Here is a 25,739-nt window from a genome sequence, read left to right as displayed (position 1 = left end):
AGAACAATGGGAGGAAATGAAATGAAGATCCTGGTCATCCTGTCGCACATGCTTGCGACACTTGCGGTCATGATGACGGTCTGCGCGCCCGTCCTCATTCCCGTAACGGCCGAAGCTGCCCGTCGTGGCGTGGCGGCATGTGGTCCGAGAGGCTGCGGCGCTGCAGCCTGCGGACCGCGGGGATGCGCCGCAGTCGGAAGCACCCGCCCCGCCGTTCGCCCGCCTGTCCGGCGCGGCGTCGTCGTCGTCACCCCTCGCCGCTACTGGCGTCCGGGCACCGCCATCGCCGCGGGTGCTGCCATCGGCTTCGTCGCCGGAGCTGCCGCCGTGTCCTTGGCAGGCACGCCGCCGCAATCTGGTCAATGCTGGTATTACACCTCGCCCGCCAAGACGACGGGCTTCTGGGACGTATGCCCGCGCTGAGTGCTCGCAGAAAAACTGACGAGTTCGTTTGGTTCTCTTCGTCTCGATTTCCGCATCACAAATTTAGAGGGCACGTTTCATGGATTTCACAGTCATCGATGCCGCACTCGTCGGAAAACTTCTCCTGCTGCTTCTGATCGGCATGGGGCCGAAGATTGCCCTGGTGCCGTTTCTGGAAAAGACCCACGCCTTCGATACCCAAACCAAGGTGCGCATCGGCCGCCAGATGGTCCAGATCGCCGTCGTCACGGCCCTGATCCTATTTGCCACCGGCGCTCTGCTGATGCGGCTTCTCCACATCACGGGCGGCGCCGTCGCCGTCGCCGGTGGCATCATCCTCGCACTGATCGCGATCAAGATGGCATCAGGACCGACAGAGAAGCCGCATGACGATATTGCGGCGCCCGTCGATCCCGACAAGCTGGCCGTATTTCCGCTTGCGGTCCCTTACCTGCTCAATCCTGTCGGCATTACGATCATCATCATCGCCTCCGGCGAAGTCGTCTCGATCGCCAGTGCGATACTTGTCATCGGCCTGATCCTGATCGTCGGCGCATTGGACTATCTGGTGTTCACCAACATCGACAAGCTCGCCAAGCGTATGAAGCCAGTCACTATGATCGTCTCGGAGGTCGTCTTCGGCATTCTGCTGACCGCCGTCGCAGTCCAGCTGATCGTCGCCGGGCTTGGCAATCTCGGGATCATCACCCCGGCCGCTGTGCATTAGATGCGGATGATTTAGGCCGCGCCGACCTAACATCTGAACCCCGGTCTAAGTCAAGAAACAGAGCGTGATGCCATCCGAAACTGCTGACACTTTCGGCATCAAGCCCGCCTGCAGATTTGTGATCCCTTGCGCGGAAAGCCTGGGGACTAAGATCTTAGCCGACTGTAATATGCAATCAATTCGAACCAACTCAGCCAACCCGTTAAAAAACAGCAATTTCGAAAATTTGGATTCAAGCGATCGTACGAAATCCCGACCTGGTCCGAGAGATCCAGCAGCTGCCATTCACCTAGGTGGGTGACCAAGCCATGAAAGACGGGAACACGATCCAAAACAGGATCAAGGCCGCAGTGGTCTGAGCTGCGAGGAGACCCACTTAGATCCATGGAGCCGACAGCCCAAATCTTGACCTCAAGCTCCGCCTCCCAATGCAGTCCCGCTGATCGCTGTTACGGTGAAAACACGCGCCAGAAGGCGCAAGCCACCGTGGCTGATGCCGACGACGCCCTCATGTACGGCGCAGTATTCCGGCCCAATGCCGATCCGACATACCAGTCGGATCGGCATTGAGGTGGACCCAGTATGCGGGCGGGCGCCTGTGGCGCGGCGATCCGTTCATCACCTAGCCTGGCGTCACTCGACCGGTTCGAACTCGCCCGGCTTCCAGGTCTTGTCGAACCACGGCTCCAGGGGGCCATAGAGGCGAAGCAGGACGTTCCAACCCTTGCCGGGCACTGTCTGGACCCAGTTGGCCTCATGGCCTTTCGGCGCCGTCGGACCGAACCAGACATCGACGGACGAGTCCGCGTTGATCACGATGTCTTTCTTGTCGCTCCCGATGCTGGGGAATTGCCGGTCCGTCTGCAGCATCGAACGCGTCTGGTTGTCATACGCCACGAACGACCAGAATTCCTTTGCAGGAATGTTTGGCGGCAGGTGAATCTTATAGGTCTTGCCGCCGTCGAATGGCTTGCCGTCCTTGTCGGTCGTGGCGCCGGCATATTGCGAACCGATGCCGACGCGCTTTATCGCCATCGCCGGCGTGATCCCCGTCGCGTAGTAGTGGAACAGGACGCGGGCATCCAGATAGCGAACGCCGGGCTGCAGAAGAAACTCGTAACTGCCGCCGACAAAGCCGGTGAACCAGGCACTGTTCGGATAATAATAGGCGTCCTTCATGCGGGTCTTGAAGGTGATCGTGCGCGCCGTCGCATTGCCGACGGCCACGGCTTCGGTGAGTATCTTCTTCATTCGTTCGTCGGGCGCGAAGGGCTTTCCCTTTACGATGCCGATGGAGGCGAGTTGTCCCAGCACTTCCGGATGATAGGCTTCGTTCGGCTCGTACTGGACGATGGCGTTCACTTCCTCGTAGAAATGAAAATTATTGGCATGGATCGTGTTGAACTCCTTGCCTGAGACGTTGACAATCTTCATCGGCGGCGGATTGCCGGCCGCCGAAAGCGGATAGATCTTCGCGAATTTCCTGGTGTTTTCGACGGCCGCCGTCGTGCTGCCGCCTTCGAGGAAGCCGCGCCAGAAGAACAGGTTCCCGTAGGTCGAGGACCGCAATACGTGATAACCCTCGGGGACCACGCCGTCGTAGTCCGGCGGCAAGAGCAGGTATTTTCCACCCTTGCCCTTGTCCGGGCCGGCATTGCCGACATCGCCGACATATTCGAACCAGTGGTTGTCGATCATGCCCAGGATGTTGGGTGGCGTCTCGATGACCAGCGGACCGGCTTTGGTATCCAGCCACATGAGATTGTAGATGCTTTCGGTGTTGCCTGTGAGGAACAGCGAATGCGAGTCCATGAGGTTTTCGAAGATCAGGATCGTCTGGTTGTTGTCGGCGCCCTGGCTGGCCAGTCCAACCCGCATAGCTTCGACGGATGCACCGGGCATCGCATTGAGAAAAGCATCCATGCCTCGCATGAAATCGAGATTGTCATAAATCTTCTCCGAAGTGGCGTCGTCCGGAAAGCCGTCAAAAAAATTCAGCTTGCCAATCCTGGTGTCGACGCTCTCCGGCGTGACGATCGAATCCGGTATTGGCGTCGCCATCTTCGTCTTCGGTACCTCGGCGTACGCGGCCCCCCAGCCCATCAGCAGCACCGCGGCAGTAGCGTAAACCCGTCTCGTCGCGCGTTTCATTGCACTCTCCTTGTCGACCGCCCGTCGGTCGTTTTTCATGAGGTCGCCAATCTGTGTGCATTCGGCGACGCGAAGGGAAGTATGTTACGGTTACACGGCCGTAGCTTGCGGCGGGCCGCAGCCGGATTCCGACTAGAACTTCACCGCCAGTCGCGTGAAGATGCCGTGCTGGGTGGCGTCGTACCGGAAGCCATCTTCCTCGTAGTCGGTGGAGAGCGCCTTGTAGCCGAAAGACGAAGCGAGAGTGTCCGTCCAGTTGTAGCCGACCGTCGCGGTTCCCTGCAAAGTGATGTCGGAAGCGACGCCGAAGCCGCCGATGTCGGCCATGACGTCGACGAACCATCTGCTGTTGACGTCATAATGCATGGTGAGCCCGACGATCGGATCGGCCCAGCTTTGCGAACCGCTGCGGTCGATCGCCGGGAAGAATACGGGGATCGATCCCGAGTTCCACCTTGTTGTGCTGGTAGCGAAGTCCGCCCGTCGCGTAGAGCTGCATGTTCGCGACGTTGACGGGCAGCTCGTAGCCGACAAGGGCCGTCGCCACGATCTGCGTCTGCTCGAAGTCGGCCGTTCCGCCGAAGGGGCCGACGTCGGCGTCGGTCGAAATCTTGGCCCACATGACATCCGTATAGAGAAGCCAGCTATCGCCTGCTGCTTGAAAGGATCCTGCAAACACGCCGTCCAAATCCTCGAGCACGTCCAGAGATGAGACGTCGACTGCCGCCGCCGGGAGGCCGCGCACGCCGATGTCGCCATTCAAACCTGCCAACCAGCCGTCGAACGTGACCTGGAACTTCCATCCGCTGTCGGCGACAACCGATCGAGGTTCCGACATGTCTGCGGCGGCCGTGGGTGCCGCCGCCAGTGCCAGAGCCAACCCGCAATAGGCGCTTTTCATTTTGATCATGCAGCAATCCCGATCTTCCATGGCTCCGGCGGATGCCGGAAATGATTCCCGGCGCAAGGATAGCCAATCACGCCGGAAGCACCCGTATGTTACGTATTCCGTTTGTCCCCGCGGACTATTGGCGTGACCACTTCTGCGACTCGCAGACGACCTTCATCACACAGCCTTTGAGAGTGACCGTGTCGCCGGAGACGCTGATGGTGCCGTTATAGGTTTTCTTCGCGTCGGGATCGGAGATCTTGCCGGAATAGCTGCCACCGCTACCTTCGAACGCGCCGATCTTCTCGCCGGTATGCTTGCCGCTTTTCAGCGTGATGCAGAAACCGCCGCCGCACGGCTCGATCGCGGCGGTGTCGCCGAGCGTCGTCTTCCAGTTTCCGACGATCGGCTCGGCTGCGCTCGCCAGTCCGGTCGACATCAGCAGCGCTGTGACGGAGATCAGGATGGGTTTCACGGTAAGGTCCTCGCATGGCTGGCCCGCCACCGGGCCGATGACCGAATGGACCACACATGCTCTGCCGACCGCAAGAAACTCACGGTGTGTTACTGTAACCTACATGGTGCCAGCCCGGTTCTGTGTCATCTTCACGACGACGACGCGATGTGCGCCCCCCGCGTCGCCTGGCGGGAGCCGATGCAATGGAATACGACACGGAGTTTGCCAAGCGCAGGTTTCCCGAGCAGACGCTGGAGATCGAAGCGCTTGCCTCCCGCAGTGAAAGCTTCCGGGAACTGTGCAACGACTTTTCCATCGCCGACCAGCTCGTGCGGGACTGGAAGTCGTCTACGGCTCCGGAGCGGGATGCACGTTATGCCGAGGCGCTGGAACTCATGGACGGCCTCGCCGCGGAAATCCACACCATGCTGGACTTTGCCAAGGTCGTTCCATTCCCAGCCGCCCGATAAAGCCGCGATCTCGCCGTCGTGGCGGCACGGGGGCTACAGAAAAGGAACAACATGCCTCGACCGATGGCGTTCGTCCTCATCCTCCCGGTCGCCGTTATCGTGACGGCTTTGACAGCCTGGAGTTCCCTCGCCCTATGGTATCGCCTACCCCTGCCTGATGGCGGGCGGGCGATCGGCACTGGCGTCTTCCTCGTCTACGGTCTCTTCACTGTGGCGGCGCTTGCCAGCCGGCAGCGCATCAGAGCCCTCCTTTCGTTCGCGATCGTCTTCGCGCTGGTTCTCTTCTGGTGGAGCTCCATCAAGCCGGAAGCCAACGCCGCATGGGCGCCGGATGTCGCCCGCCAGGTCACGGGTCGTGCCGAGGGAAATTTGCTGACCTTGACCGATGTCCGGGACTTCGAGTGGCGAAGCAATTCCGACTTTACGGAGCGCTGGACGACACGAACCTACGATGTAAGCAAGGTGAGGACGGTCGACCTGTTCATGTCATACTGGGCGGGGCCGCAAATCGCGCATGTCATCTTTAGCTTCGGCTTCGAAGGCGGCGAACAGCTCGCCTGGTCGATCGAGGTGCGTCACAAGGTCGGCGGCGGGTTTTCTCCCCTTGCCGATCTCTTCAAGAACGACCCCCTCGTGGTCGTTGCCGCGGACGAACGCGACGTCGTCGGCGTCCGCTCCAATGTGCGTGGCGAGGACGTCCAGATTTACCGGCTCAGAGCCAGTCCCGAGCAGGCGCGCAACCTGCTGCTCGAGTACGTCGCCGAGGCCAATGCGCTCGCCCGGACGCCGCAGTTCTACAACTCGATCACGACGAACTGCACGACGACCGTCGCCAAGCTGATGCGGATCGCAGGCGACAAGGTTCCGTTCGACTGGCGGCTGATCGTCAACGGTTATCTTCCCGACTACGCCTATGATCGGGGAGCCGTCGACACGTCGATGCCGCTCGACCGCCTGCGGGAGATTGCCAAGATCGACGTGCGGGCGCGGGCGGATGGATTGTCGCCCGACTTCTCGAAGGCGATCCGTCTCGGCGTGCCCCTCCCCGTCGTCGTCGCTAGGCCGTAACGTACAGTAACATACGAAGGGAATCTCGATGATTGAGGCATGGTCCGCCCTGTCAGGAATTTCCTGGGCGAAGTTTCGTCTATGCTCTTAACCAGGACCGAACTCATGAACCTCATCAAGCACATTCAAGACCTCGCGACGGCTGCGGCCATGCTGATGATGGTGGCCGCGCCAATGCTCGCTCCGACCCCGGCCGAAGCGCGCCGTGCGGTGGCCGGCTGCGGAGCCGGAGGATGTGCGGCCGTCGGCAATCGCGGCGCCGTCGTGGTCCCTCGCGCGCCCGTCAGGCGCGGCGTCGTCGTCGTGAATCCTCGCCGCTATTGGCCCGCCGGGGGTGCGATCGCGGCTGGGGCTGCCATCGGCTTTGTCGCGGGCGCCGCGGCGGCCTCGGTCGCCGGAACGCCGCCGAAGTCCGGCATGTGCTGGTACTATACCGATAGCACCAAGAAAACGGGTTTCTGGGACGTCTGCCCACGATAGCGATCGCCGTGAGCATCGAGCACGGCGAATCGATTTCAACAGAGGACTTGAGCTTGTTTGCTTCGTTGACTGCTGGTCGTATCCGGCGACTTCTTCCATGCCTCGCGCTGGTCGTGCTTGCTGGCTGCGGCGGACATCCGAAGGGCGTGCTGTCCCCCGTTGCGGACACCGCGCCGGATACCAGTCGCGTCGACATGCTCGTCGCGACCACGCGCGCCCGATCGACTGTTCCGGGCGAGATGTTTACGGGCGAGCGCGCCCGGACGCCGTCCTTTGCTCAGATGAGGGTTTCACTGCCCAAGGTTCGCAAGGAGGGCGACGTCGCTTGGCCAAGGAAGCTGCCTCCAAATCCGGAGACCGACTTCGCCACGCTTAAGGCCGACGAGCTCAGTCTCGAGGGGGCGAAAGACTGGCTGAACGCCTCGGTCAAAAGGAACCGCGACCAAAGCGTGCTGGTCTTCATCCACGGCTTCAACAACCGCTTCGAGGATAGCGTCTACCGCTTCGCTCAGATCGTCCACGATTCCAATGTCCACAGCACGCCGGTCCTTGTGACCTGGCCATCGCGCGGCAGCCTGCTCGCCTACGGCTATGATCGCGAGAGCACCAACTACACGCGCAACGCGCTCGAGACGCTGTTCCAGTATCTCGCCAAAGACGCGACCGTGAAGGAAGTCAACGTGCTGGCCCACTCGATGGGCAACTGGCTGGCGCTGGAAGCGCTCCGGCAGATGGCGATCCGCAATGACGGCCTTCCGTCGAAGTTCAAGAATGTCATGCTGGCCGCTCCGGACGTCGACGTGGACGTCTTCCGGTCTCAGATCGAGGACATGGGCGACCCTCATCCGCAGTTCACGCTCTTCGTCTCGCAAGACGACAAGGCGCTTGCCTTCTCGCGGCGGGTCTGGGGCAACATCCCGCGGCTCGGTTCGATCGATCCGGAAACCGCGCCGTACAAGACCGAACTCGCCGACTACAAGGTCTCGGTGATCGATCTGACCAAAATCAAGGTCAGCGACGACCTCAATCACAGCAAGTTCGCGGAATCGCCGCAAGTCGTACAGCTCATCGGCGCGCGGCTATCCGAAGGGCAGACGCTGACCGACAGCCGGGTCGGCCTCGGCGACACGATCCTCGCAGGGACGACGCATGTGGCGGCGGCGGCCGGAAGCGCCGCGGGCCTCGTACTGACCGCCCCCGTCGCCGTGCTCGACGCCGATACCCGCAGCAACTACGCCAATCATGTCGGCGGTCTGACCGGACAAGACGGCGGCACGCAGAAGATCGCGGTCAAGAACTGCGCTGCGACGCCGGCCGACCCGGCGTGCCGGAAGCAACGATAGCAGGAGGCGCCCGCTTGAGTTCGGCGACGCCTGGCACGCTCTTCGTCATGCCCGTTCATCGCCGTCATGGTCCCCAACCGGCTGCCAGGCCCATAGGTGACCCGCCTTGAAACTTCTTTCAGGTAGACGAAGGGCTCTTCGGGGGTTAGGTTGCATAAGGGGATTTTAATACAAGCTTTAACTGTCGCGCATCTGTGTGACGAGGGGGATGATGCAATGCAGACCTCGGTGCCTTTGCCTGACGATCAGGCCGAGCGCCCCTGTCCGACCCATGAGGAGGTCAGGGCGCAGCTTGAACGGATACTGTCGAGCCGCGAGTTTCCCAACGCCGGACGTGGCGCTGCCTTCCTGAAATATGTCACCGAGGAGACGCTTGCAGGCCGGGCACAGCGTCTCAAGGCGTATTCGATCGCCATCGAAGTGTTCAACCGAAGCGCGGGCTTCTCTCAGGAAGATCCCGTCGTTCGCATCGAGGCCGGACGTCTTCGCCGGGTCATCGAACGCTACTATCTCGTTGCAGGCCAACGCGATCCGATCCGCATCGACATCCCTAAGGGCGGCTACGTGCCGGCCTTTACGTGGAACTACGCGCCGACAAAAGCGGCCGGGGATGCGCCGATCGAAGACGTCGTCGAGCCCCGTGTTTTCGCGTGGCGGCGACGCGCCTGGCCCATGCTGGCCGCGCTCGTGGCGTTCGTCTGCGCGGGGCTTGGCTACTACGCGGGAGTTCTGACGGGGCCGGCCACCGGTCGTTCCGCCGGGCAGGTTCCGGGCGAGCCGACCCTTGTAATCGCACCTTTCGAGGACCTTGGCGACGGCCCCCAGGCTGCACGTTATGCCGCCGGGCTGACCGAGGAGCTTCTAACCGCCCTTCCCCGCTTCAAGGAGATCACCGTCTTCGGCCGCGAGACATCGAAGGCACTGCCTCCAGGCGTCGAGCCGTCGCGGGTGCGCGAGGGACTTGGCGCGCACTACCTGCTCGCGGGCGGGGTCCGCGTCGCGGGCGACAAGATCCGCGTGACCGTGCGTCTCGTCGACACCTCCGAAGGATCCATCCTGTGGTCGCAGCACTACGACGAGAACCTGGACACGCACGAGCTCTTCGTTATTCAGACGGATGTCGCGAGCAAGGTGGCGACGGCGATCGCCCAGCCTTACGGCATCATCGCGAAATCGTTGGCGGCCAACCCGCCGCCGGACGATGTCGGCGTCCATGACTGCACGCTGCGCTTCTACGCCTACCGCGAGGAGCTGAACCCGGAAACGCATCTGATCGCGCGCGACTGTCTTCAGAACGCTGTCGCGCGTTTCCCCAGCTACGCGACCGCTTGGTCGATGCTCTCGTTCATCCATCTCGACGAGGGCCGGTTCGAGTTCAATCCACAGAGTGACAAGGGTCCCGCGATGGAGCGAGCGCTGGGTTCGGCACGGCGGGCGGTCTCGCTCGAACCCGACAACACGCGCGCCCTGCAGGCGCTCATGACGGCTCTATTCTTCAACAACGAGACGAAAGAGGCCTTCGAAGTCGGCGAAGCGGCGCTCGCCGCCAACCCGAACGACACGGAGTTTCTCGGGGAACTCGGAACGCGCGTCGCGTTCTCGGGGCAATGGAAGCGCGGCGCGGAACTGCTGGATCGTGCGATCGAGCTCAATCCAGGCGGAGCCGGATATTACTTCGGTACGCGCGGCCTGATCGCCTGCATGCTCGACGATCATGAAGTGGCGGTGCGTCTGATCCGTAAAGCCGACCTGCAGAAATTTCCGCTCTTCCATGGCGTTGCGGCGGTCATCTACTCCGAGGCCGGGCTGTTAGCGGAAGCGAAGCGCGAGGGCGAGGTGTTCATGAAAATGCGCCCCGACTATCTGCCCAACATCGTGGCCGAGAACCGGAAGAGAAACCTGTCGCAGAAGGACAGCATGCGCATGATCGTAGCGCTTCGGCGGGCTGGGCTGCCAGTGCCAAGCGCGACGGATATCGAAGCCGAGTTCAGGGTCTCCGACGCCTCATACGGCCCGTGAAGGCCGTACGCTACAGTAACATACGTTTCCTCTTCCTGCTCGTTCCTTCATTCTTCCGGCGCATGACCCCAGGCTGGCTCACCGCCAGCCTGGGCATCGGATGGAGACAGAGCCCAATGGTCAAGACCGCACCGACCCGCACCCTGCCGCTGAAGAGATCCCTGACGCTCGCCGTCGCCGCGACCCTCGGCTTGGGGACGCCGGCCTACGGTCAGGATTCCAGCGCCGATCTCGCCAAGAAGCTTTCGAACCCGATCGCCTCGCTCATCAGCGTCCCCTTTCAGTTGAACTATGACCATGGCTATGGACCCCTTGATGGCGACAAGGCGACCCTGAACATGCAGCCCGTGATCCCCTTCTCGCTGAACGCCGACTGGAATCTGATCTCTCGCACGATCCTTCCCGTGACCTATCAGAACGACATCGCCGGGTCATCCGGATCGCAGTTCGGTCTCGGGGACGTCGTTCAGAGTTTCTTCCTATCGCCTGCCAAGCCGACCGATGGCGGCCTCGTCTGGGGCGCGGGACCTGTCTTCCTGATCCCGACCGCGACCGACGATCTGCTCGGCGGCGAGAAATGGGGCGCAGGGCCGACGATTGTTGCGCTGAAGCAGGACGGCCCCTGGACCTATGGCGTGCTGGCCAACCACATCTGGTCGTTCGCCGGCAATGAGGATCGCAACGACATCAGCAGCACGTTCCTGCAGCCCTTTCTCTCTTACACGACACCGACGGCATGGACGTTCGCGCTGAACACGGAATCCACATACGACTGGAAGGCGCACGATTGGTCGGTGCCGATCAATCTGACCGTCTCCAAGCTGGTCAAGGTGAACGAGCAGCCGATCAGCCTGACGGCCGGACTTCGATACTGGGCGGCGGCTCCGGACGATGGGCCCGAAGGCCTCGGCGTCCGGGTCGGGCTGACGTTCCTGTTCCCTAAATAGTCGCATAACCCCCTCATGGTCAGGAGCAAGTCGGCTCTGTTCGATTGACGTCCGCGGCCGCATGACCTTCGCCTGCCACCTTCGCGTGCCCGATCGCACGCCGCGAACCGAAAGGACGTTCAAATGCTTACCAAACGCGATCTGCTCCGCTGTGCTGCGATGGCCGCACTCGTCGCCGCAACGGCCAAGTCCACCCCGGTACTTGCGCAGAACAAGGCCGAATGGCCCAGCCTGCTGGAAGCAAAGGACATCGCCGAAGAGGGCTTCATCTACGGCCTGCCGCTGGTGATGAATTATGCGGTCATGCAGGAGTTCGCTGTCGATAGGAACTCCGGACAGTTCAAGGCGCCGTTCAACGAGATCAACAACATGCATCAGGTCGCCAGCCCGGCGGACACGGCAGTCATCACGCCGAACAGCGACACGCCCTACTCGATCCTCTGGCTGGACTTGCGTGCTGAACCGATGGTCATCTCGGTGCCGACGGTCGAGAAGGAACGCTATTACTCGGTCCAGCTCATCGACGGCAACACCTACAATTTCGGCTATATCGGCTCGCGCACCACGGGAAGCGAGCCGGGCTCCTATCTCGTTGTCGGACCCGACTGGAAAGGCGAGAAGCCCGACGGCATCAAGCAGGTCTTCACCTCGAGCACCCCGTTCGTATTCGCCAACTTCCGGACGCAGCTTATCGACGCCGAAGATATGGCGAACGTGGAAAAGGTGCAGACCGGCTACAAGGCGCAACCGCTTTCGGCCTTCCTCAAGCAACCCGCCCCGCCCGCCGCACCGACGATCGAGTTCCTTCCCGCCACCACTGCCGGCATCAAGAAGAATTTCTTCGAATATCTCGACGTGGCTCTGCAGTTCGTACCGGAGACGTCAAGGGACAAGGACATCCGTGCGAAGCTTGCAAGGATCGGCATCGGTCCTGGCAAGACCTTCGAGTTCAAGGATCTGCCGCTCGAACACAAGGCCGAAATGCTGGTCGGCATGAAGCAGGGCGACGACAAGATCGATAAGTGGCTGGCCAGCGGAAACAAGCCCATCAACGGCTGGAACGTCAGCTCGCTTCTTGGCGACGAGGCCTTCTTCAACGGCGATTGGTTGATGCGTTCAGGCGCTGCCAAGGCAGGCCTCTATGGCAACGATGCGGCAGAGGCCATGTACCCCTTCACCCGAACAGATGCGAGCGGAAAACCGCTCGACGGCAGCAAGCACAAGTACACGATCACCTTCCCGCCGGGCCAGTTGCCGCCAGTGCATTCGTTCTGGTCCGTGACCATGTACGACGGCAAGAGCCAGTTCCTCGTCAAGAACCCAATCAATCGCTACCTCATCAACTCTCCGATGTTGCCGGGGATGAAGAAGAACGAGGACGGCTCGCTCACCCTATATATCCAGAAAGACAGCCCCGGTGCGGACAAGGAAGCCAACTGGCTTCCGGCCCCGGACGGTACGATCTATCTCGTGATGCGCCTGTACTGGCCGAAGACGGAAGCGCCTTCGATCCTGCCCGCTGGGAAAGGAACGTGGCAGCCGCCCGGCGTGAAGCGGGTTTCGTAGAAGGCGCTGAACGCCGATAGCAGGGTCGACAAGGCGCTCCGCGAGCCGGAGCGCCGCAACTGGCCGGACGTCGACCTGAAGTCGGACTGGAGACCGGTCTTCGCAGCCGAAAATAGCCGTAAGGACAAGGGTATGAAATGGATCGCCGGGCTTTTTCTGGCTCTCACGATGTGCGCCGTTGCTCACGCTCAGGAGGCTCCACGATCCCAGACGGTCGACGATCTCGTGCGGCTGCTGCAGGATCCGGAGGTTCGGTCATGGTTGAAGAAAGCGCCCGGCCCGCCGTCGATAGCCGCCCAGGAAGTGGACGCCGGTCTGGCGACATGGGAGGTTGCCACGAGGAGACGGATCGATGGCGTCGTTCAGGCAATCCCAAGGATTCCCGGCGAGTTCACGGCGGCAGCTTCTGGCACGAGGGCGGACGCCTTGTCCCAGGGAAAGCTGCCGGTGTTCGTCGTCTCCCCTAGGCTGACGGCGGCCGGACTTTTCGCCGAGCGGATGTTCGCGCGGTCGAGACGACGCGCTGAAGGGCTGCAGGAACGCCTGCTGGCGATCGGCGTCTCCCGGCGGCCATGGGCGCGGTCTTCTTCGCTTTCGACTCCCAAGAAGACCGCAGTTCCGCGTATCGCTTTTAAAAGCGACTGGCGCCTCGAAGCTCCTGGTGCGCTTCGATCTGGACGTGCCGCGGGTAAGGTCGTGATCGACGTTGCATGACTGTGATGCCACGGTCTTCCGCTTGCCGGGGTCACGTTGTCCCGTCTCGCGGAAGCGTCCGCACCCAGTCGATCGCGGCGTTGCTAACTATGCCGAAGCGCTTTGCCGCCGTCCCTGGAAAAGCCTGAAGATTAAGGTTCGCTGACAACCCCAGCGGAGGCCACGATCATTCAATATCTCTGATGTTATCCATAAGTTCTATTCGTTTGAATGATGAGTTTTCAAAGCCCATATTAGGATCATGGACATGGACGAACCTCCCATTGACGACCATGCCCCTGACCCAAGAAAGGAACCGGAAAATGACCACGCTCACCTATCGCGGTGGTGGTAAGTCCCTCACCTCCAGTGAAAGCCGCTTCGACCTGGCACATTATGCCCGTAAGCTTGTGCTCGCCTGGACGCGCTGGCAGACGGCCCGCGAAATCGAAGCCATGCCCTTCGACATTCGCAAAGACATCGGCTGGCCGAGCACGGACGACAACAAACACCGGACCATGTAATGAATGCGACATTCTTCCCAAGATAAGGGCGGCGCCTGCCTCGTGCAACGCCGCCTTTTTCGTGAACTGAGCGTCCATTCCTAAGCCATTTTCAACATTGAATTTCAGTCGCCTATCAGCCTGTCTTCTCCCTGCCCGCGGCCATTCCGGCGATTTGACCGGCCAAATCGCCGGCGATGTCGCATATTTGCTCTTCCCGGCCGCATTTTTCCATGCCAGTGTCGCTTTCAGGACATCGGCGCGACGCATTCCGCGCAACGAATGTGTCATCGCCCCTCGAGCATGGATTTCGCTATGAACAGGATGCAGATCAAGAAGCGTTCGGTAGTCTTTTTTATGGTACCGCAATTCACCATGCTGCCCTTTTCGGCCGCCGTGGACACCTTGCGCATCGCCAATCGCATGCTCGGCTATCAGGCCTATACCTGGCGGCTGACCTCCGTCGACGGGGAAAAAGTCTATTCCTCCTGCGGCATCGGCGTCGAGGCAAATTCCTCGCTTGCCGAGGAGCGGCGCCATCTCGGCGGTGAAAACCGGCCGGGCATGGTGCTCGTCTGTTCCGGCATCGATGTCGAGCAGTTCAACAACAAGTCGGTCAATGCCTGGCTGCGTGAATGCTACAATCGCGGTGTCGCCGTCGGCAGCCTCTGTACGGGTGCGCATGTGCTTGCCCAGGCCGGCCTCCTGAACGGCAAGCGCTGCGCCATCCACTGGGAAAACCTGCCCGGCTTTTCGGAAGCCTTCCCGCAGGCGGAGGTCTATGCCGATCTCTACGAGATCGACGGCAATCTCTATACCTGCGCCGGCGGCACCGCCTCGCTCGACATGATGCTGAACCTCGTCGGCGAGGACTTTGGCGAAAGCCTTGTCAACCGCATCTGCGAGCAGCACCTGACCGACCGCGTGCGCAACCCACACGACCGCCAGCGTCTGCCTTTGCGCGCCCGTCTCGGCGTGCAGAATGCCAAGGTGCTGTCGATCATCGAGCTGATGGAAGGTAATCTTGCCGAGCCGCTGTCGCTGATCGAGATCGCCGACGGCGCCGGCCTCTCGCGCCGCCAGATCGAACGGCTGTTCCGCCAGGAGATGGGCCGCTCGCCGGCTCGCTACTATCTGGAAATCCGGCTCGACCGCGCACGCCACCTGCTGGTACAGTCCTCCATGCCGGTCGTGGAAGTCGCCGTCGCCTGCGGCTTCGTCTCGGCCTCGCATTTCTCCAAGTGTTATCGCGAACTCTACCACCGCTCGCCGCAGCAGGAGCGCGCCGAGCGCAAGATGACCATGGCGACGGCAAGGCAGGCGGTCGCCGCGTGAGACATTGAGAAAGGCCGTCGCAGCCGCGGCCAGATGGGCCAAGTAACGGTCCCGCGGCAAAAATCGTCACTTCGGTTGTTGCTGCCCGGGTAGATTGTCAGGCCGAATGACCGGTGTCTTCCCTTCCTCAGGCGCGGGCTGGCTGAATTCGCTATCCCCGGTCGGGGGCGGCTTCAGGACACCGTGGCAATCGTCCATCTTTTGCGACAGCGAACCGTCCGTGGCCGCCTTCCCGGCGTCCCCGGTTGCCGACTGATTGTTCTGATCTGCAGGCGATGCAGTGCAACGTTCCGAGTCGGTAGACGGTTGTTCATTTGCCTGTCCATTAGCGTTTGAACTCGAAAATGCGACCATCGCAAAGATCAATGCAGCTAGGATTCGCATTGACTTTTCCTTTCACAGTCTCGCCGCAAGCGCATCCAAACCCCACGAGAATGCGCGGAAGTTCCGCCTGTCGCTCGTTCATTTCTCGCCGTCTCGCGGCCAAGGGACACCGGCTTCATGGGATGGCGAAAATGCTGACGGCGCCGCGTTGGCTGGGCTCGACGAGCGTACAGCTACAGCCTCTCGCGCGCCTCCGTTTTTCGGTTGAATCTACTGAACCTGCGGTTCAGGCATTTGTTCCACGGCGACGCGCTGGAATCTGACTGCAACGTCTGGTTCACAACAGGGACCTGACCGATCCCCATACTGCCATCGCCATCGTCAACAGGTTTTTTGGAAACAAGGCCCAACGGAACGCCACCGGCACCGCCCACGCAGGCGCATTTCAGCTCGCGTTTTCGAGAGAAGCGAACTGAGATTAGGCGCCCGCTATTGCGCCGCCTCTTCCGTCATCCTGGCGTCGGAGTAGACCTGGTTGCGGCCCCTGTGTTTGGCCATGTAGAGAAACTGGTCGGCGGCGTTCAGGTAATTCTCGAAGGTCTCGTAACCGGCGATTTCGGCGATGCCGATCGAAATCGTGACGCCGAGTTCCTCGTCGTCGGCCGTGACCTTCAGCCGCGAAATGTCCGAGCGGATCTCGTCACAGAGCTTGGTCGCGGCTGCCGAATCCATCTGCGGGAAGAGGATGGCGAATTCCTCGCCCCCGAGCCGCGAGAGAAGATTGTCGCTGCCCTCGAAGATCGTGAACAGCCTGTTTGCGACAGCCTTCAACACCTTGTCGCCGATCTCGTGGCCATAGGTATCGTTCAACCGCTTGAAATGGTCGATATCGAGAATGGCGACGGAGCTCGGCACCTTCAGCCGCAGGCATTCGTTCACCAGCTTCGGGCCGTTGTCGTAGAAGTAGCGGCGGTTATAGAGGCCAGTCAGGTAGTCGCAGGCCGCCGCTGCCCTCAGCTGCCGCATCTGCGCCAGCGTTTCGGCATTGTTGGCGATGCGGCATTGCAGCTCCTCGGCGACGAAGGGCCGGTAGACGAAATCGCTGGCGCCGGCCTTGAGGAAGCTCGCCGAAAGCATCCGGTCGTTGGAGGAGGAAACGCCGATGACGCGCAGCCTGTCTGAACCGAAACGATGGCGGATGCGCCGCGTCAGCTCGTAGCCGCTCATATCGGGCATGTGGTGATCGGTGACGACGAGCTCGATATCGCTATAGGCCTCGAGCGCTGCCAGCGCCTCGAGCCCAGAATTTGCCTCGACGACGAGATATTGTTGTGCCTTCAGGAGGTCGACGAGCACCTGGCGCGCCGAGACGACATCGTCGACGACGAGCACCCGCGTCTTGCGGTTGGAGATCGCCCGCCGGACGGTGGCAACCAGATTGTCGAGCGCGAATTCATTGTCCTTCAACACGTAATCGATGACATTGCGCTCCATGATCTTGTTGCGCGTGTTGAGATCGAATGTCGCGGTGAAGACGATCGCCGGGATATCGTGCTCGATCGTGCAGTCGAGCGCTTCGCCATAGGGCGAATCCGGCAGGTTGAGATCGACGACGGCCATGGTGTAGCCGTGAGCGTCGTCGGCAAGTTCTTTGCGAAGAGCCTTCAGCGACGGGCAGGATTTGACGGCAAGGCCGAGCTCCGTCTGGAACCGGTGACAGAGCACGGCGGAAAACATCCGGGAATCTTCAACCAGAAGTATCTTGAGCCCGCCGGAGCGTAACCCGATGCCGTCCCGCTGAAAATCCGCTTGAAAAGCCACAGCCGCTACTCCCCCATGCGTCCGATGGGCGCGACTCGGCCCTCTCCCCGGCGGGGACGATAACCGAGAGGCCTGTGCACGTGAAGGGGACAAATAATGGCATTATTACTTGTAATTGCAAAAATTCGATGACTGTCCCCGACCGTCATTTCCACCCCCTGGCGATACCGATGCTGGAAGGGCTGTCAGGCAACCGCCCGCTCCTTGCGCATCGATTGAATTTGCAGCAGCGTATCGAGGTTCTGGTTGACGCGGCAGTAGAACTCCTCGTCGATGAAGGGACGCAGCATGAAATCATTGCCGCCGGCCTTCAGGAATCGTGCCGAAAGCAGCCGGTTCGAGGAGGAGGAAACGCCGATGATGCGCAACTCGTGCGAGCCGATATTGGCGCGGATGCGCCGCGTCAACTCGAAGCCGTCGATGTCAGGCATGTTGTAGTCGGTGATGACAAGGCCGATGTCGCGGTTGGCCTTCAGGATCTCCAGCGCCTTGCCGCCGCTCTCGGCGACGCTGACACGGAAATTGTAGCGCTTCAGCCGGCTCGACAGCAACGCGCGCGCAGTCGCACTATCGTCGACGATCAGCACGTGGTGGCGATGATTGGTGAGAAAGCGGCAGATCGATTCCGCCAGCAGATCGACGGCGAAGATATTGTCCTTGAGAATATAGTCGACGATATCCTTGGCCATCAGCTTGTCGCGCATGTTTTCATGGAAGGTGCCGGTGAAAACGATTGTGGGTATGGAGAGATCGACCAGATATTCGAGCGCTTCGCCGTTTTCGGCGCCGGGCAGGTTGATGTTCGAGATCGCCAGCGTGATCGGATCGGGAGACTTGTCGTAGGAAACCTGCAGATCTTCGAAGCTGCGGCAGATCTCGACATCGATATCGAACAGCTCTTTGAGACGTTTGCTGATCATCGAGGTGAATACGTTGGAATCTTCCGCGACAAGAATACGCGCACCCGCAAACATTTCCCCGGAATATTGCATCCCCGAAATACCTAGAAACGCCATAGCAAACCTTTGATGTAAAATCTGTCCCCGGATCAAACCGATACATCGATTGATTTGAATAATTATTAATCGGCGCGTTCCGATATATACGAAGACGCGGCCCGATGTGGCCGCCTCCGGTTTCTTTGCAGATATGATTAAGAAATCAGGCGGGAAGCGCCGCATTCTCGGCGTCGCACGGGCTTTCGCCGACAACCGTCGCATTATAGGTCGAACCGACGTTTTGATCTTCGGTTTCGTGCCTTCCCTGGCGCAATCCGGCCGCAGCATGGCAAGCGCCAGCGAGCGGTTGTTGTGGAAGCCGAAGGCGCTATCGGTGGCGCCGCCGACCAGCCCATCTGGCTGGCACCGCTCGGCCGAAGCGATTATAAACGAGCCATCGACCCGACCCGCCGACAGGTTCGCCCATGATCCAATCCGACCCGGTGATCGAATGGCTTCTCGACTCCGACCCCTCGATCCGATGGCAGGTGATGCGCGACCTGCTCAATGCTCCGGAGCGGGAATGGATGGCTGAGCGGGCCAAAGTCGAGACCGAGGGCTGGGGCGCCAGGCTGCTCTCCTGTCAGGACGAGGACGGGCAATGGGCAGGCGGCGCCTTCCTGCCCGCCGGTTTCGACCCGCACGAGTGGAAGGAGCGTGGCCAGCCGTGGACGGCCACGACCTTCTCGCTGTCGCAATTGCGCGAGTTCGGTCTCGATCCCGCCTGCGGCTGCGCCAGGCGCACCGTCAAACTGGTCGGCGCCAACGCCCGTTGGGAAGAAGGCGGCCAGCCCTATTGGGAAGGCGAAGTCGAGGAGTGCATCAACGGCCGCACCGTTGCCGACGGCGCCTATTTCGGCGTCGACGTCTCGCCCATCGTCGACAGGCTGGCCGGTGAGCGTCTCGACGACGGCGGCTGGAACTGCGAGCGGATCAACGGCTCCGTCCGCTCGTCTTTCGCCAGCACCATCAACGTGCTTGAAGGTTTGCTGGAATACGAGAGATCGACCGGCGGCACGCATCGGTCTCGAGAGGCGCGCAGAACGGGCGAGGAATTCCTACTGGCCCGCAACCTCTTCCGCCGCCTTGGCACCGGCGAGCCGGCCGACGAACGCTTCCTGCGCCTCCTGTATCCAAACCGCTGGCGCTACGACATTTTGCGCGCGCTCGACTATTTCCGCGCCAGCGCGATCCTGACCGGCGCCGACCCCGATCCGCGCCTCGGCGAGGCGATCGACCACCTTCGTTCCCGGCGCTTGCAGGACGGCCGCTGGCCACTCGACGAGATCCCTGCCGGTCGGGTGTGGTTCGAGGTCGATGACGGGCAAGGCAAGCCTTCGCGGTGGGTGACGCTCCGGGCGATGCGGGTGCTCAGATGGTGGGATGCCCAGCCCTCAGTCCGTCTCGACGCCTGCAACACATCTCCGTGAGCCTGCTTCCAATTCCGGAACCGGCATGCCAGTATTCCGCCCATGAATTTCCTGCGGGCCGTCCATCGTCTGTTGCTTGCCATCGCCATGCTCGCGATCGTCATCGGTCCGATGAGCATCGGGTTGGCGGGCAGTGCAATGGCCTCTTCTGATCCGGCGATGACCGATGGCATGAGCGCCACGATGGCCGGCATGCAGATGGCGGAGCAGATGCCGTGCTGCCCCGAACAGCAGCCCGTCAAGCCGGACTGCGCAAAGGGCTGCCCGCTGGCATTGGTCTGCACGACCTCGATCTTCGCCCACGCGCCCGACATCCAAGGCTGGTCATTTGCGATCTCCTGGCTGTCCCATCGCTATGACCTCGTTCTGGCGTCGCAACTGACGCCCGCGTATGTCGAGCCTCCGGCCCGACCTCCGAAAGCTTGATCTCAAGTCATTCCTGAAACACGTCTACGGTTCACGGCGGATGCTTTGCGCATCTTTCAGGGACCTGCGGCAATCAATTATGACTGAGGATGCGGCCTGAGCGCCTATCCCAATGAGATCAGATATTATGAACAAGACCATCTTTTCCGCGGGAGCGATGCTCCTCGCCGGCGTGCTGATTGTCGGTTCCGCCACAGCGTCCTTCGCCGCGTCACAGGACTACGAATTCCAGCCGGTTTCGACCGACGTCAAGCAGGGCCAGGGATCGCAGGTCTCCGTCCGCCTCGTTGACAAGCGCACGGGCAAGCCCGTTCCCGACGCGGTCATCTTCACCACCCGTATGGACATGGCTCCCGCGGGCATGGAAATGATGACGACACCCGTCGAGGCCGCCGCCTCCACGGAACCCGGTGTCTATGCCTTCAAGGCGGACTTTACCATGGCGGGTGGCTGGCGCTTCAAGCTTGCCGCCAAAGTCCAGGGCGAGCCGGACACTGTCGAGGGCGAACTCGTCCTCAAGGCAGCGCCGTGAACACGCCAGCGCGTGTGGCGGCCACGCTCTCCCTTGCCGTATTGGTCGGCGGGGGAGGCTATTGGGCTGGCACGAACGATCTTGGCGCACAGCTCGGCCTTTCCTTCGCCGAAACGGCGCTCGCTACGCCGGCAGCTTCCTCGGCCGTGCCAACCGGCGCGATCATTTACTATCGCCATCCTGACGGCCTCCCGCAATTCTCTGCGACGCCGAAGAATACAGAGGATGGCCGGCCATTCGTCGCCGTGCATGCGAGTCAGGATCTAAGTTTCGCCGACGCCGCAGCACCAAAACCGGTCGAAACGGAAACGACCACGACATCGTCAGCAACCGCGCCGCCGACAGGAAAACTTCTCTACTATCGAAACCCGATGGGCCTGCCCGACACGTCGAAGGTGCCGAAAAAGGACTCGATGGGCATGGACTATATCCCGGTCTACGAGGGTGATCAGGGCGACGCCTCGACCGTCAAGGTCTCGCTCGGCAAACTGCAGCGCACGGGCGTCAAGACCGCCACCGCCGAGATGGCCAGCATCGTCAGGAAGATCGAGGTGCCTGGCACCATTGTCCTCGACGAGCGGCTCGTCAGCGTCATCTCGATGCGGACGGATTCGTTCGTCGACGACGTCGCCAATGTCACCACCGGTGACCGCATAAGGAAAGGCCAGAGCCTCTTCAGCTTCTATTCGAAGGACATCGCCACTGCGGCCTCCGAATACGCGGCCGGGAGAGATGGCGGCCGCGGGAACGGAGAGGTGGGTTCCGCGCTGCGCCTGAAAAACCTCGGCGTTCCCCAGGAGGCGATCGATACGATCGCGCGGAGCCGGCAGGTGCCGGCCAGCATAGGTTATGTCGCGCCGCGCGATGGGGTGGTCCTCGAACGCATGGCGACGGCAGGCATGATGGCCAAACCCGGCGACGTGCTGTTCCGCATCGCCGATACCTCCAACGTCTGGGTGATATCAGGCGTGCCGGAATATGATCTGGCCTCTGTCCGCAGCGGAGCCGAGGTGAACGTAACGGTCAGAAGTCATCCCGGCCGGACGTTCAAGGGTGTCGTCGACCTGATCTATCCCGACGTCGACATACAGACGCGAACGACGAAGGTCCGCATCGAGCTTCCCAATCCGGACGGCGTACTGCTGGCCAACATGTATGCCAACGTCGAGATCCAGGCCGGAGCACCAAAACCTGTCATTGCCGTCCCCAACAGCGCCGTCATCGATACAGGCGATCGCCGGGTCGTGTTCATCGACAAAGGCGATGGTCAATTCGAGCCGAAGGACGTGACGCTCGGAGTCCGGGGCGAGAAGCAGACAGAAATCACCAAGGGCATTGCCGCCGGCGACAAGGTGGTCGTGGCTGCCAATTTCCTGCTCGACGCCGAAAGCAATCTCAGCTCGGCGCTCAGCGCCATGACGCAAGAGGAGGCCAAGCCGTGATCTCCCGTGTCATCTCGTGGTCCGCCCACAATCTCGTCTTGATCTTTTTCGGCACAGCACTCGCCGTCGCAGGCGGCGTCTACGCTCTGCGGTCCCTGCCGCTCGACGCCATTCCCGATCTCTCCGATATCCAGGTCATCGTCTATACCGAATATCCCGGCCAGGCCCCGCAGGTTGTCGAGGACCAGGTAACCTATCCGCTGACGACGTCGATGCTGACAGTGCCGAAGTCGAAGGTCGTCAGGGGCTTCTCCTTCTTCGGCGTTTCCTTCGTCTACGTCATCTTCGACGACGGCACCGATCCTTATTGGGCGCGCAGCCGCGTGCTGGAATATTTGAACGCCGCCCAGAGCCGTCTGCCGCAGGGCGTCGCCCCGACGCTCGGCCCAGACGCGACAGGAGTCGGCTGGGTCTACCAGTACGCCGTCGTCGCCAAGGAGCTGTCGCTCGCCGAACTGCGATCGCTGCAGGACTGGGTGGTGCGCTTCGCGGTCTCGAAATCCGAAGGCGTCTCGGAGGTCGCGAGCGTCGGCGGCTTCGTGAAGCAGTATTCGATCGTCGTCGATCCGGCCCGGCTGAAGGCGCAGGGCGTTTCGCTCGACGACATCGCCAATGCGGTGCGCGCAAGCAACACGGACGTCGGCGGCCGTACCGTCGAACTCTCCGAGTTCGAGTTTATGGTGCGCGGGCGCGGCTATCTGAAGGGCATACCCGACATCGAGAGCATCGTGCTGAAGAGCCAGAACGGCGTGCCGCTGAAGCTCAGCGACGTCGCCAGGGTGGAACTCGTTCCGGACGAACGGCGCGGCATCACCGAATTGAACGGCGAAGGCGAGGTCGCAAGCGGCATCGTCCTGCAGCGGTTCGGGGCCAACGCCTTGACGGTCATCGACAACGCCAAGAAGAGCCTGGATTCCGTCAAGGGCGGCCTTCCCGATGGCACCGAGATCGTTCCGGTCTACGACCGCTCGACCTTGATCGAGTCCGCCATCGAGACCCTGAAAGGGACGCTGATCGAGGAATCGATCGTCGTGGCACTGGTGACGATCGCCTTTCTCCTCCACGTGCGCAGTGCGCTGGTCGCTATCATCATGCTGCCCGTCGGCATCTTGATGGCCTTCATCGCCATGAAACTCCTCGGTCTCGGGGCGAACATCATGAGCCTTGGCGGCATCGCCATCGCCATCGGCGCGATGATCGATGCGGCGATCGTGATGATTGAGAACGCCCACAAGCATCTCGAACGCGCGCCGCCTGACAAGCCACGCGTGGAAATCCTCGTCGAGGCGGCGAGCGAAGTCGGTCCGGCGCTGTTCTTCAGCCTGCTGATCATCACCGTCTCGTTCCTGCCGATCTTCACACTGGAATCGCAGGAGGGACGCCTCTTCGGTCCGCTCGCCTTCACCAAAACCTTCTCGATGGCGGCCGCAGCGCTGCTTTCGGTGACGCTGGTGCCGGCACTGATGATCCTCTTCGTCCGTGGATACATCGTCCCAGAGCACAAGAACCCCCTGAACAGGTTCCTCATCTGGATCTACCGTCCGGTCATTTCAGGCGTTCTCAGGGTGAAGACGCTGACGATCCTAGTGGCGCTTGTCATCCTTGGAGTGACCGTCTGGCCCGCCCAGCACATCGGCAGCGAGTTCATGCCCAATCTCGACGAGGGCACGCTGATGTACATGCCGACCACCCTGCCCGGCATATCGGTGACCAAGGCGGCCGAATTGATGCAGACGCAGGATCGGATCATCAAGTCCTTCCCCGAAGTCCAGAGCGTCTTCGGCAAAGCGGGTCGTGCACTGACCGCAACCGACCCGGCCCCCACGGAAATGTTCGAGACGATCATCACGTTAAAGCCGAAGTCGGAATGGCGGGCGGGGGTCACCACCGAAAGCCTGAAGCAGCAGATGGACGCTGCTCTGCAATTTCCCGGCGTCTCCAATGCCTGGACGATGCCGATCCGCGCCCGCATCGACATGCTGTCTACCGGGATCAGGACGCCGGTCGGCGTCAAGGTCTACGGAACCGATCTCGGTGAAATGGAGAAGGTCGCCCGGCAGATCGAGACCGTGCTGAAAACGATCCCCGGAACGTCGAGCGCATATGCGGAGCGCGTGATCGGCGGCTACTATCTCGACATCGTCCCGGACAGAACGGCGCTCGGCCGCTACGGGCTGACCATCAACGACATTCAGGACGTCGTCGGCATGGCACTCGGCTCCGAGGTCGTCACCTCGACCGTCGAAGGCCGGGAACGCTATGGCGTGGCGATCCGGTATCCAAGGGCGTTGCGAAGCGATCCGCAATCCATCGCCAGGGGAGTGCAGATATCCCTGCCCGGTGGGGGAACCATTCCTCTCGGCGAAGTGGCGGACGTCAAGCTGACCCGTGGCGCGACGACCATTCGCACGGAGAACGGTCAGCTTGCCGTCTACATCTACGTCGACATCGCCAACCGCGATCTCGGCGGCTATGTGGCGGAGGCTCAGCAGGCCGTCACCGAGAAGGTGACGATGCCGCCCGGCTATTCGGTCGCCTGGAGCGGCCAGTTTGAGTACCTGCAACGGGCCGAGGCGCGGCTCGCCGTTGTCGTCCCGCTGACGCTGGCGCTGATCTTCCTGCTGCTCTATCTCAACTTCAAAGCGCTGACGGAGACGATGATCGTCATGCTGTCCTTGCCATTCGCGCTCGTTGGCGGCATCTGGCTGATGTGGTGGATGGGCTTCAATGCCTCGGTGGCGGTCGCCGTCGGCTTCATCGCGCTCGCGGGCGTTGCGGCTGAGACAGGCGTGATCATGCTGATCTACCTCGACCACGCCCTGAAAGAGCAGCGCGAGGCCTGCGAAAAGGAACGCCGCGCCTTCTCGAAGTTGGACCTTAACAGAGCGATCATGGTCGGCGCGGTCGAGCGCGTCCGACCGAAGATGATGACCGTCGTCGCCATCATGGCGGGTCTCGTTCCGATCCTTTGGCGAACTGGAACCGGATCGGAGATCATGCAGCGCATCGCCGTGCCGATGATCGGCGGCATGGTGTCTTCGACGCTGCTGACGCTGATCGTCATTCCGGCCGTCTACGGATTGATCAAGGGGTGGCGACTGCCAGCCGCTTCGGAAAGCGCTGCTGCCGCCGCCGATCAATCGGGTGAACTGCAGGCTGCCGAATGAGATAAGAAGGACAGGCCTGCGGGCTCATCCTCGATGCTCGCAAAGGGAGAAAACAGATGAACAGGAGAGCGTTCATAAGCGGTGCAGCCACATGCGTCGCCGTCATGATGAGTAGCACAGCGAAGGCGGCTACCGGCGTCACCGTCTACAAGGATCCGAATTGCGGATGCTGCCATGCCTGGGCCGATGCGTTAACGAAGGCCGGCTTCTCAGTCACGGTCGAGGACGCCACCGATCTGTCTGCCATCAAGGCGAGGTACAACGTGCCGGACGCCGTGCAGGGCTGCCATACCGGCGTCGTGGAAGGAAAATATCTGGAAGGGCATATTCCCTTGGAGGCAATCCATCGGATGCTCCGCGAGAAGCCTGATATCGCCGGCCTGGCAGTTCCCGGAATGCCCTCCGGCTCGCTCGGCATGGGCAACGATCCGCAGGCCTCCTATGATGTGTTCGCGGTCCCAAAGGGAGCCGGAACGCCGCAGATCTATCAATCGGTACGCCCGAAATAGACGTAGTGGAGTTGGATCC

The 25,739-nt window shown here is 61.5% G+C and carries 24 protein-coding genes and 1 pseudogene; 18 read left to right on the top strand and 7 right to left on the bottom strand.

Going from position 1 to position 25,739, the window contains the following annotated elements:
• Positions 1 to 21: 21 nt before the first annotated feature.
• Both RWJ89_RS10490 and RWJ89_RS10485 read left to right on the top strand, forming a co-directional pair.
• A complete protein-coding gene (locus RWJ89_RS10490) occupies positions 22 to 423 on the top strand; it encodes a hypothetical protein (protein WP_168285069.1) in 402 nt (133 codons plus the stop codon).
• A 79-nt stretch (positions 424 to 502) separates the two neighbouring features.
• Entirely contained in the window at positions 503 to 1,150 is a 648-nt protein-coding gene (locus RWJ89_RS10485; RefSeq protein WP_131663558.1) for a MarC family protein, read from the top strand.
• 633 nt (positions 1,151 to 1,783) lie between these two features.
• On the opposite strand, the gene RWJ89_RS10480 is transcribed toward RWJ89_RS10485, so the two are convergent.
• From RWJ89_RS10480 to RWJ89_RS10465, 4 genes are all read right to left on the bottom strand, one after another.
• Complete coding sequence (locus RWJ89_RS10480) at positions 1,784 to 3,301, bottom strand: DUF1254 domain-containing protein (RefSeq protein ID WP_316030901.1); 1,518 nt, start codon at positions 3,299 to 3,301, stop codon at positions 1,784 to 1,786.
• A 132-nt stretch (positions 3,302 to 3,433) separates the two neighbouring features.
• Positions 3,434 to 3,667, bottom strand: coding sequence for a hypothetical protein (locus RWJ89_RS10475; RefSeq protein ID WP_316030900.1), 234 nt, complete (start codon positions 3,665 to 3,667; stop codon positions 3,434 to 3,436).
• On the bottom strand, positions 3,657 to 4,211 hold the full coding sequence (locus tag RWJ89_RS10470; RefSeq protein WP_316030899.1) for a hypothetical protein: 555 nt from the start codon (positions 4,209 to 4,211) through the stop codon (positions 3,657 to 3,659). The genes RWJ89_RS10475 and RWJ89_RS10470 overlap by 11 nt, the downstream gene beginning before the upstream one ends.
• 115 nt (positions 4,212 to 4,326) lie before the next feature.
• A complete protein-coding gene (locus tag RWJ89_RS10465; RefSeq protein ID WP_410056111.1) occupies positions 4,327 to 4,629 on the bottom strand; it encodes a DUF2147 domain-containing protein in 303 nt (100 codons plus the stop codon).
• 221 nt (positions 4,630 to 4,850) lie between these two features.
• Between RWJ89_RS10465 and RWJ89_RS10460 the strand changes: the two genes are divergently transcribed.
• The 10 genes from RWJ89_RS10460 to RWJ89_RS33230 all read left to right on the top strand — a co-directional run bounded on the left by RWJ89_RS10460 (position 4,851) and on the right by RWJ89_RS33230 (position 15,071).
• Complete coding sequence (locus RWJ89_RS10460) at positions 4,851 to 5,117, top strand: hypothetical protein (RefSeq protein ID WP_026158814.1); 267 nt, start codon at positions 4,851 to 4,853, stop codon at positions 5,115 to 5,117.
• Positions 5,118 to 5,168: 51 nt separating this feature from the next.
• Complete coding sequence (locus RWJ89_RS10455; RefSeq protein ID WP_168285066.1) at positions 5,169 to 6,185, top strand: Lnb N-terminal periplasmic domain-containing protein; 1,017 nt, start codon at positions 5,169 to 5,171, stop codon at positions 6,183 to 6,185.
• Positions 6,186 to 6,290: 105 nt separating this feature from the next.
• Positions 6,291 to 6,665 carry a hypothetical protein gene (locus RWJ89_RS10450; RefSeq protein WP_316030978.1) on the top strand — a complete coding sequence of 125 codons (375 nt, stop codon included), beginning with the start codon at positions 6,291 to 6,293 and terminating at the stop codon, positions 6,663 to 6,665.
• A gap of 65 nt (positions 6,666 to 6,730) precedes the next feature.
• Positions 6,731 to 8,008, top strand: coding sequence for an alpha/beta hydrolase (locus tag RWJ89_RS10445; RefSeq protein ID WP_168285081.1), 1,278 nt, complete (start codon positions 6,731 to 6,733; stop codon positions 8,006 to 8,008).
• Between the two features lie 216 nt (positions 8,009 to 8,224).
• Positions 8,225 to 10,027 carry an adenylate cyclase gene (locus tag RWJ89_RS10440; RefSeq protein WP_131663562.1) on the top strand — a complete coding sequence of 601 codons (1,803 nt, stop codon included), beginning with the start codon at positions 8,225 to 8,227 and terminating at the stop codon, positions 10,025 to 10,027.
• A gap of 116 nt (positions 10,028 to 10,143) precedes the next feature.
• Positions 10,144 to 10,974 (top strand): transporter, encoded by an 831-nt coding sequence (locus RWJ89_RS10435; RefSeq protein ID WP_131663563.1) that lies wholly within the window; start codon positions 10,144 to 10,146, stop codon positions 10,972 to 10,974.
• Between the two features lie 123 nt (positions 10,975 to 11,097).
• Positions 11,098 to 12,540, top strand: coding sequence for a DUF1254 domain-containing protein (locus RWJ89_RS10430; RefSeq protein ID WP_316030897.1), 1,443 nt, complete (start codon positions 11,098 to 11,100; stop codon positions 12,538 to 12,540).
• A gap of 132 nt (positions 12,541 to 12,672) precedes the next feature.
• Positions 12,673 to 13,254: a hypothetical protein gene (locus RWJ89_RS10425; protein ID WP_245503829.1), complete on the top strand. Its 582-nt coding sequence runs from the start codon at positions 12,673 to 12,675 to the stop codon at positions 13,252 to 13,254.
• 302 nt (positions 13,255 to 13,556) lie between these two features.
• Positions 13,557 to 13,757, top strand: coding sequence for a hypothetical protein (locus tag RWJ89_RS10420; protein ID WP_026157393.1), 201 nt, complete (start codon positions 13,557 to 13,559; stop codon positions 13,755 to 13,757).
• Positions 13,758 to 14,051: 294 nt separating this feature from the next.
• Complete coding sequence (locus RWJ89_RS33230; protein WP_003540607.1) at positions 14,052 to 15,071, top strand: GlxA family transcriptional regulator; 1,020 nt, start codon at positions 14,052 to 14,054, stop codon at positions 15,069 to 15,071.
• Positions 15,072 to 15,732: 661 nt separating this feature from the next.
• Here the strand turns inward: RWJ89_RS33230 and RWJ89_RS33225 are convergent.
• The 3 genes and pseudogenes from RWJ89_RS33225 to RWJ89_RS10400 form a co-directional block, all read right to left on the bottom strand.
• Positions 15,733 to 15,853: pseudogene (locus tag RWJ89_RS33225) on the bottom strand (glutaredoxin); the annotation flags it as partial.
• Between the two features lie 31 nt (positions 15,854 to 15,884).
• The gene (locus RWJ89_RS10405) at positions 15,885 to 17,216 is read right to left on the bottom strand and encodes a diguanylate cyclase (RefSeq protein ID WP_017960878.1); all 1,332 of its coding nucleotides are present in this window, start codon (positions 17,214 to 17,216) and stop codon (positions 15,885 to 15,887) included.
• A 185-nt stretch (positions 17,217 to 17,401) separates the two neighbouring features.
• Entirely contained in the window at positions 17,402 to 18,232 is an 831-nt protein-coding gene (locus RWJ89_RS10400) for a response regulator (RefSeq protein ID WP_131663565.1), read from the bottom strand.
• A gap of 407 nt (positions 18,233 to 18,639) precedes the next feature.
• Here RWJ89_RS10400 and RWJ89_RS10395 point away from each other — a divergent pair, with 407 nt between their 5' ends.
• The 6 genes from RWJ89_RS10395 to RWJ89_RS10370 all read left to right on the top strand — a co-directional run bounded on the left by RWJ89_RS10395 (position 18,640) and on the right by RWJ89_RS10370 (position 25,720).
• A complete protein-coding gene (locus RWJ89_RS10395; RefSeq protein WP_131663566.1) occupies positions 18,640 to 19,644 on the top strand; it encodes a squalene cyclase in 1,005 nt (334 codons plus the stop codon).
• Between the two features lie 42 nt (positions 19,645 to 19,686).
• Positions 19,687 to 20,070 carry a hypothetical protein gene (locus tag RWJ89_RS10390; protein WP_131663567.1) on the top strand — a complete coding sequence of 128 codons (384 nt, stop codon included), beginning with the start codon at positions 19,687 to 19,689 and terminating at the stop codon, positions 20,068 to 20,070.
• A 112-nt stretch (positions 20,071 to 20,182) separates the two neighbouring features.
• A complete protein-coding gene (locus RWJ89_RS10385; protein ID WP_206105868.1) occupies positions 20,183 to 20,602 on the top strand; it encodes a FixH family protein in 420 nt (139 codons plus the stop codon).
• Positions 20,599 to 22,044, top strand: coding sequence for an efflux RND transporter periplasmic adaptor subunit (locus tag RWJ89_RS10380; protein ID WP_245503830.1), 1,446 nt, complete (start codon positions 20,599 to 20,601; stop codon positions 22,042 to 22,044). The genes RWJ89_RS10385 and RWJ89_RS10380 overlap by 4 nt, the downstream gene beginning before the upstream one ends.
• Positions 22,041 to 25,211, top strand: coding sequence for an efflux RND transporter permease subunit (locus RWJ89_RS10375; RefSeq protein ID WP_316030896.1), 3,171 nt, complete (start codon positions 22,041 to 22,043; stop codon positions 25,209 to 25,211). The genes RWJ89_RS10380 and RWJ89_RS10375 overlap by 4 nt, the downstream gene beginning before the upstream one ends.
• Positions 25,212 to 25,267: 56 nt before the next feature.
• Positions 25,268 to 25,720 carry a DUF411 domain-containing protein gene (locus tag RWJ89_RS10370; protein WP_020050402.1) on the top strand — a complete coding sequence of 151 codons (453 nt, stop codon included), beginning with the start codon at positions 25,268 to 25,270 and terminating at the stop codon, positions 25,718 to 25,720.
• Positions 25,721 to 25,739 lie beyond the last annotated feature (19 nt).

The organism is Rhizobium sp. 10PS4, assembly GCF_032464805.1.
Classification (GTDB): Bacteria; Pseudomonadota; Alphaproteobacteria; order Rhizobiales; family Rhizobiaceae; genus Rhizobium; species Rhizobium laguerreae.
This window is presented reverse-complemented; position numbering and strand designations above follow the sequence as displayed.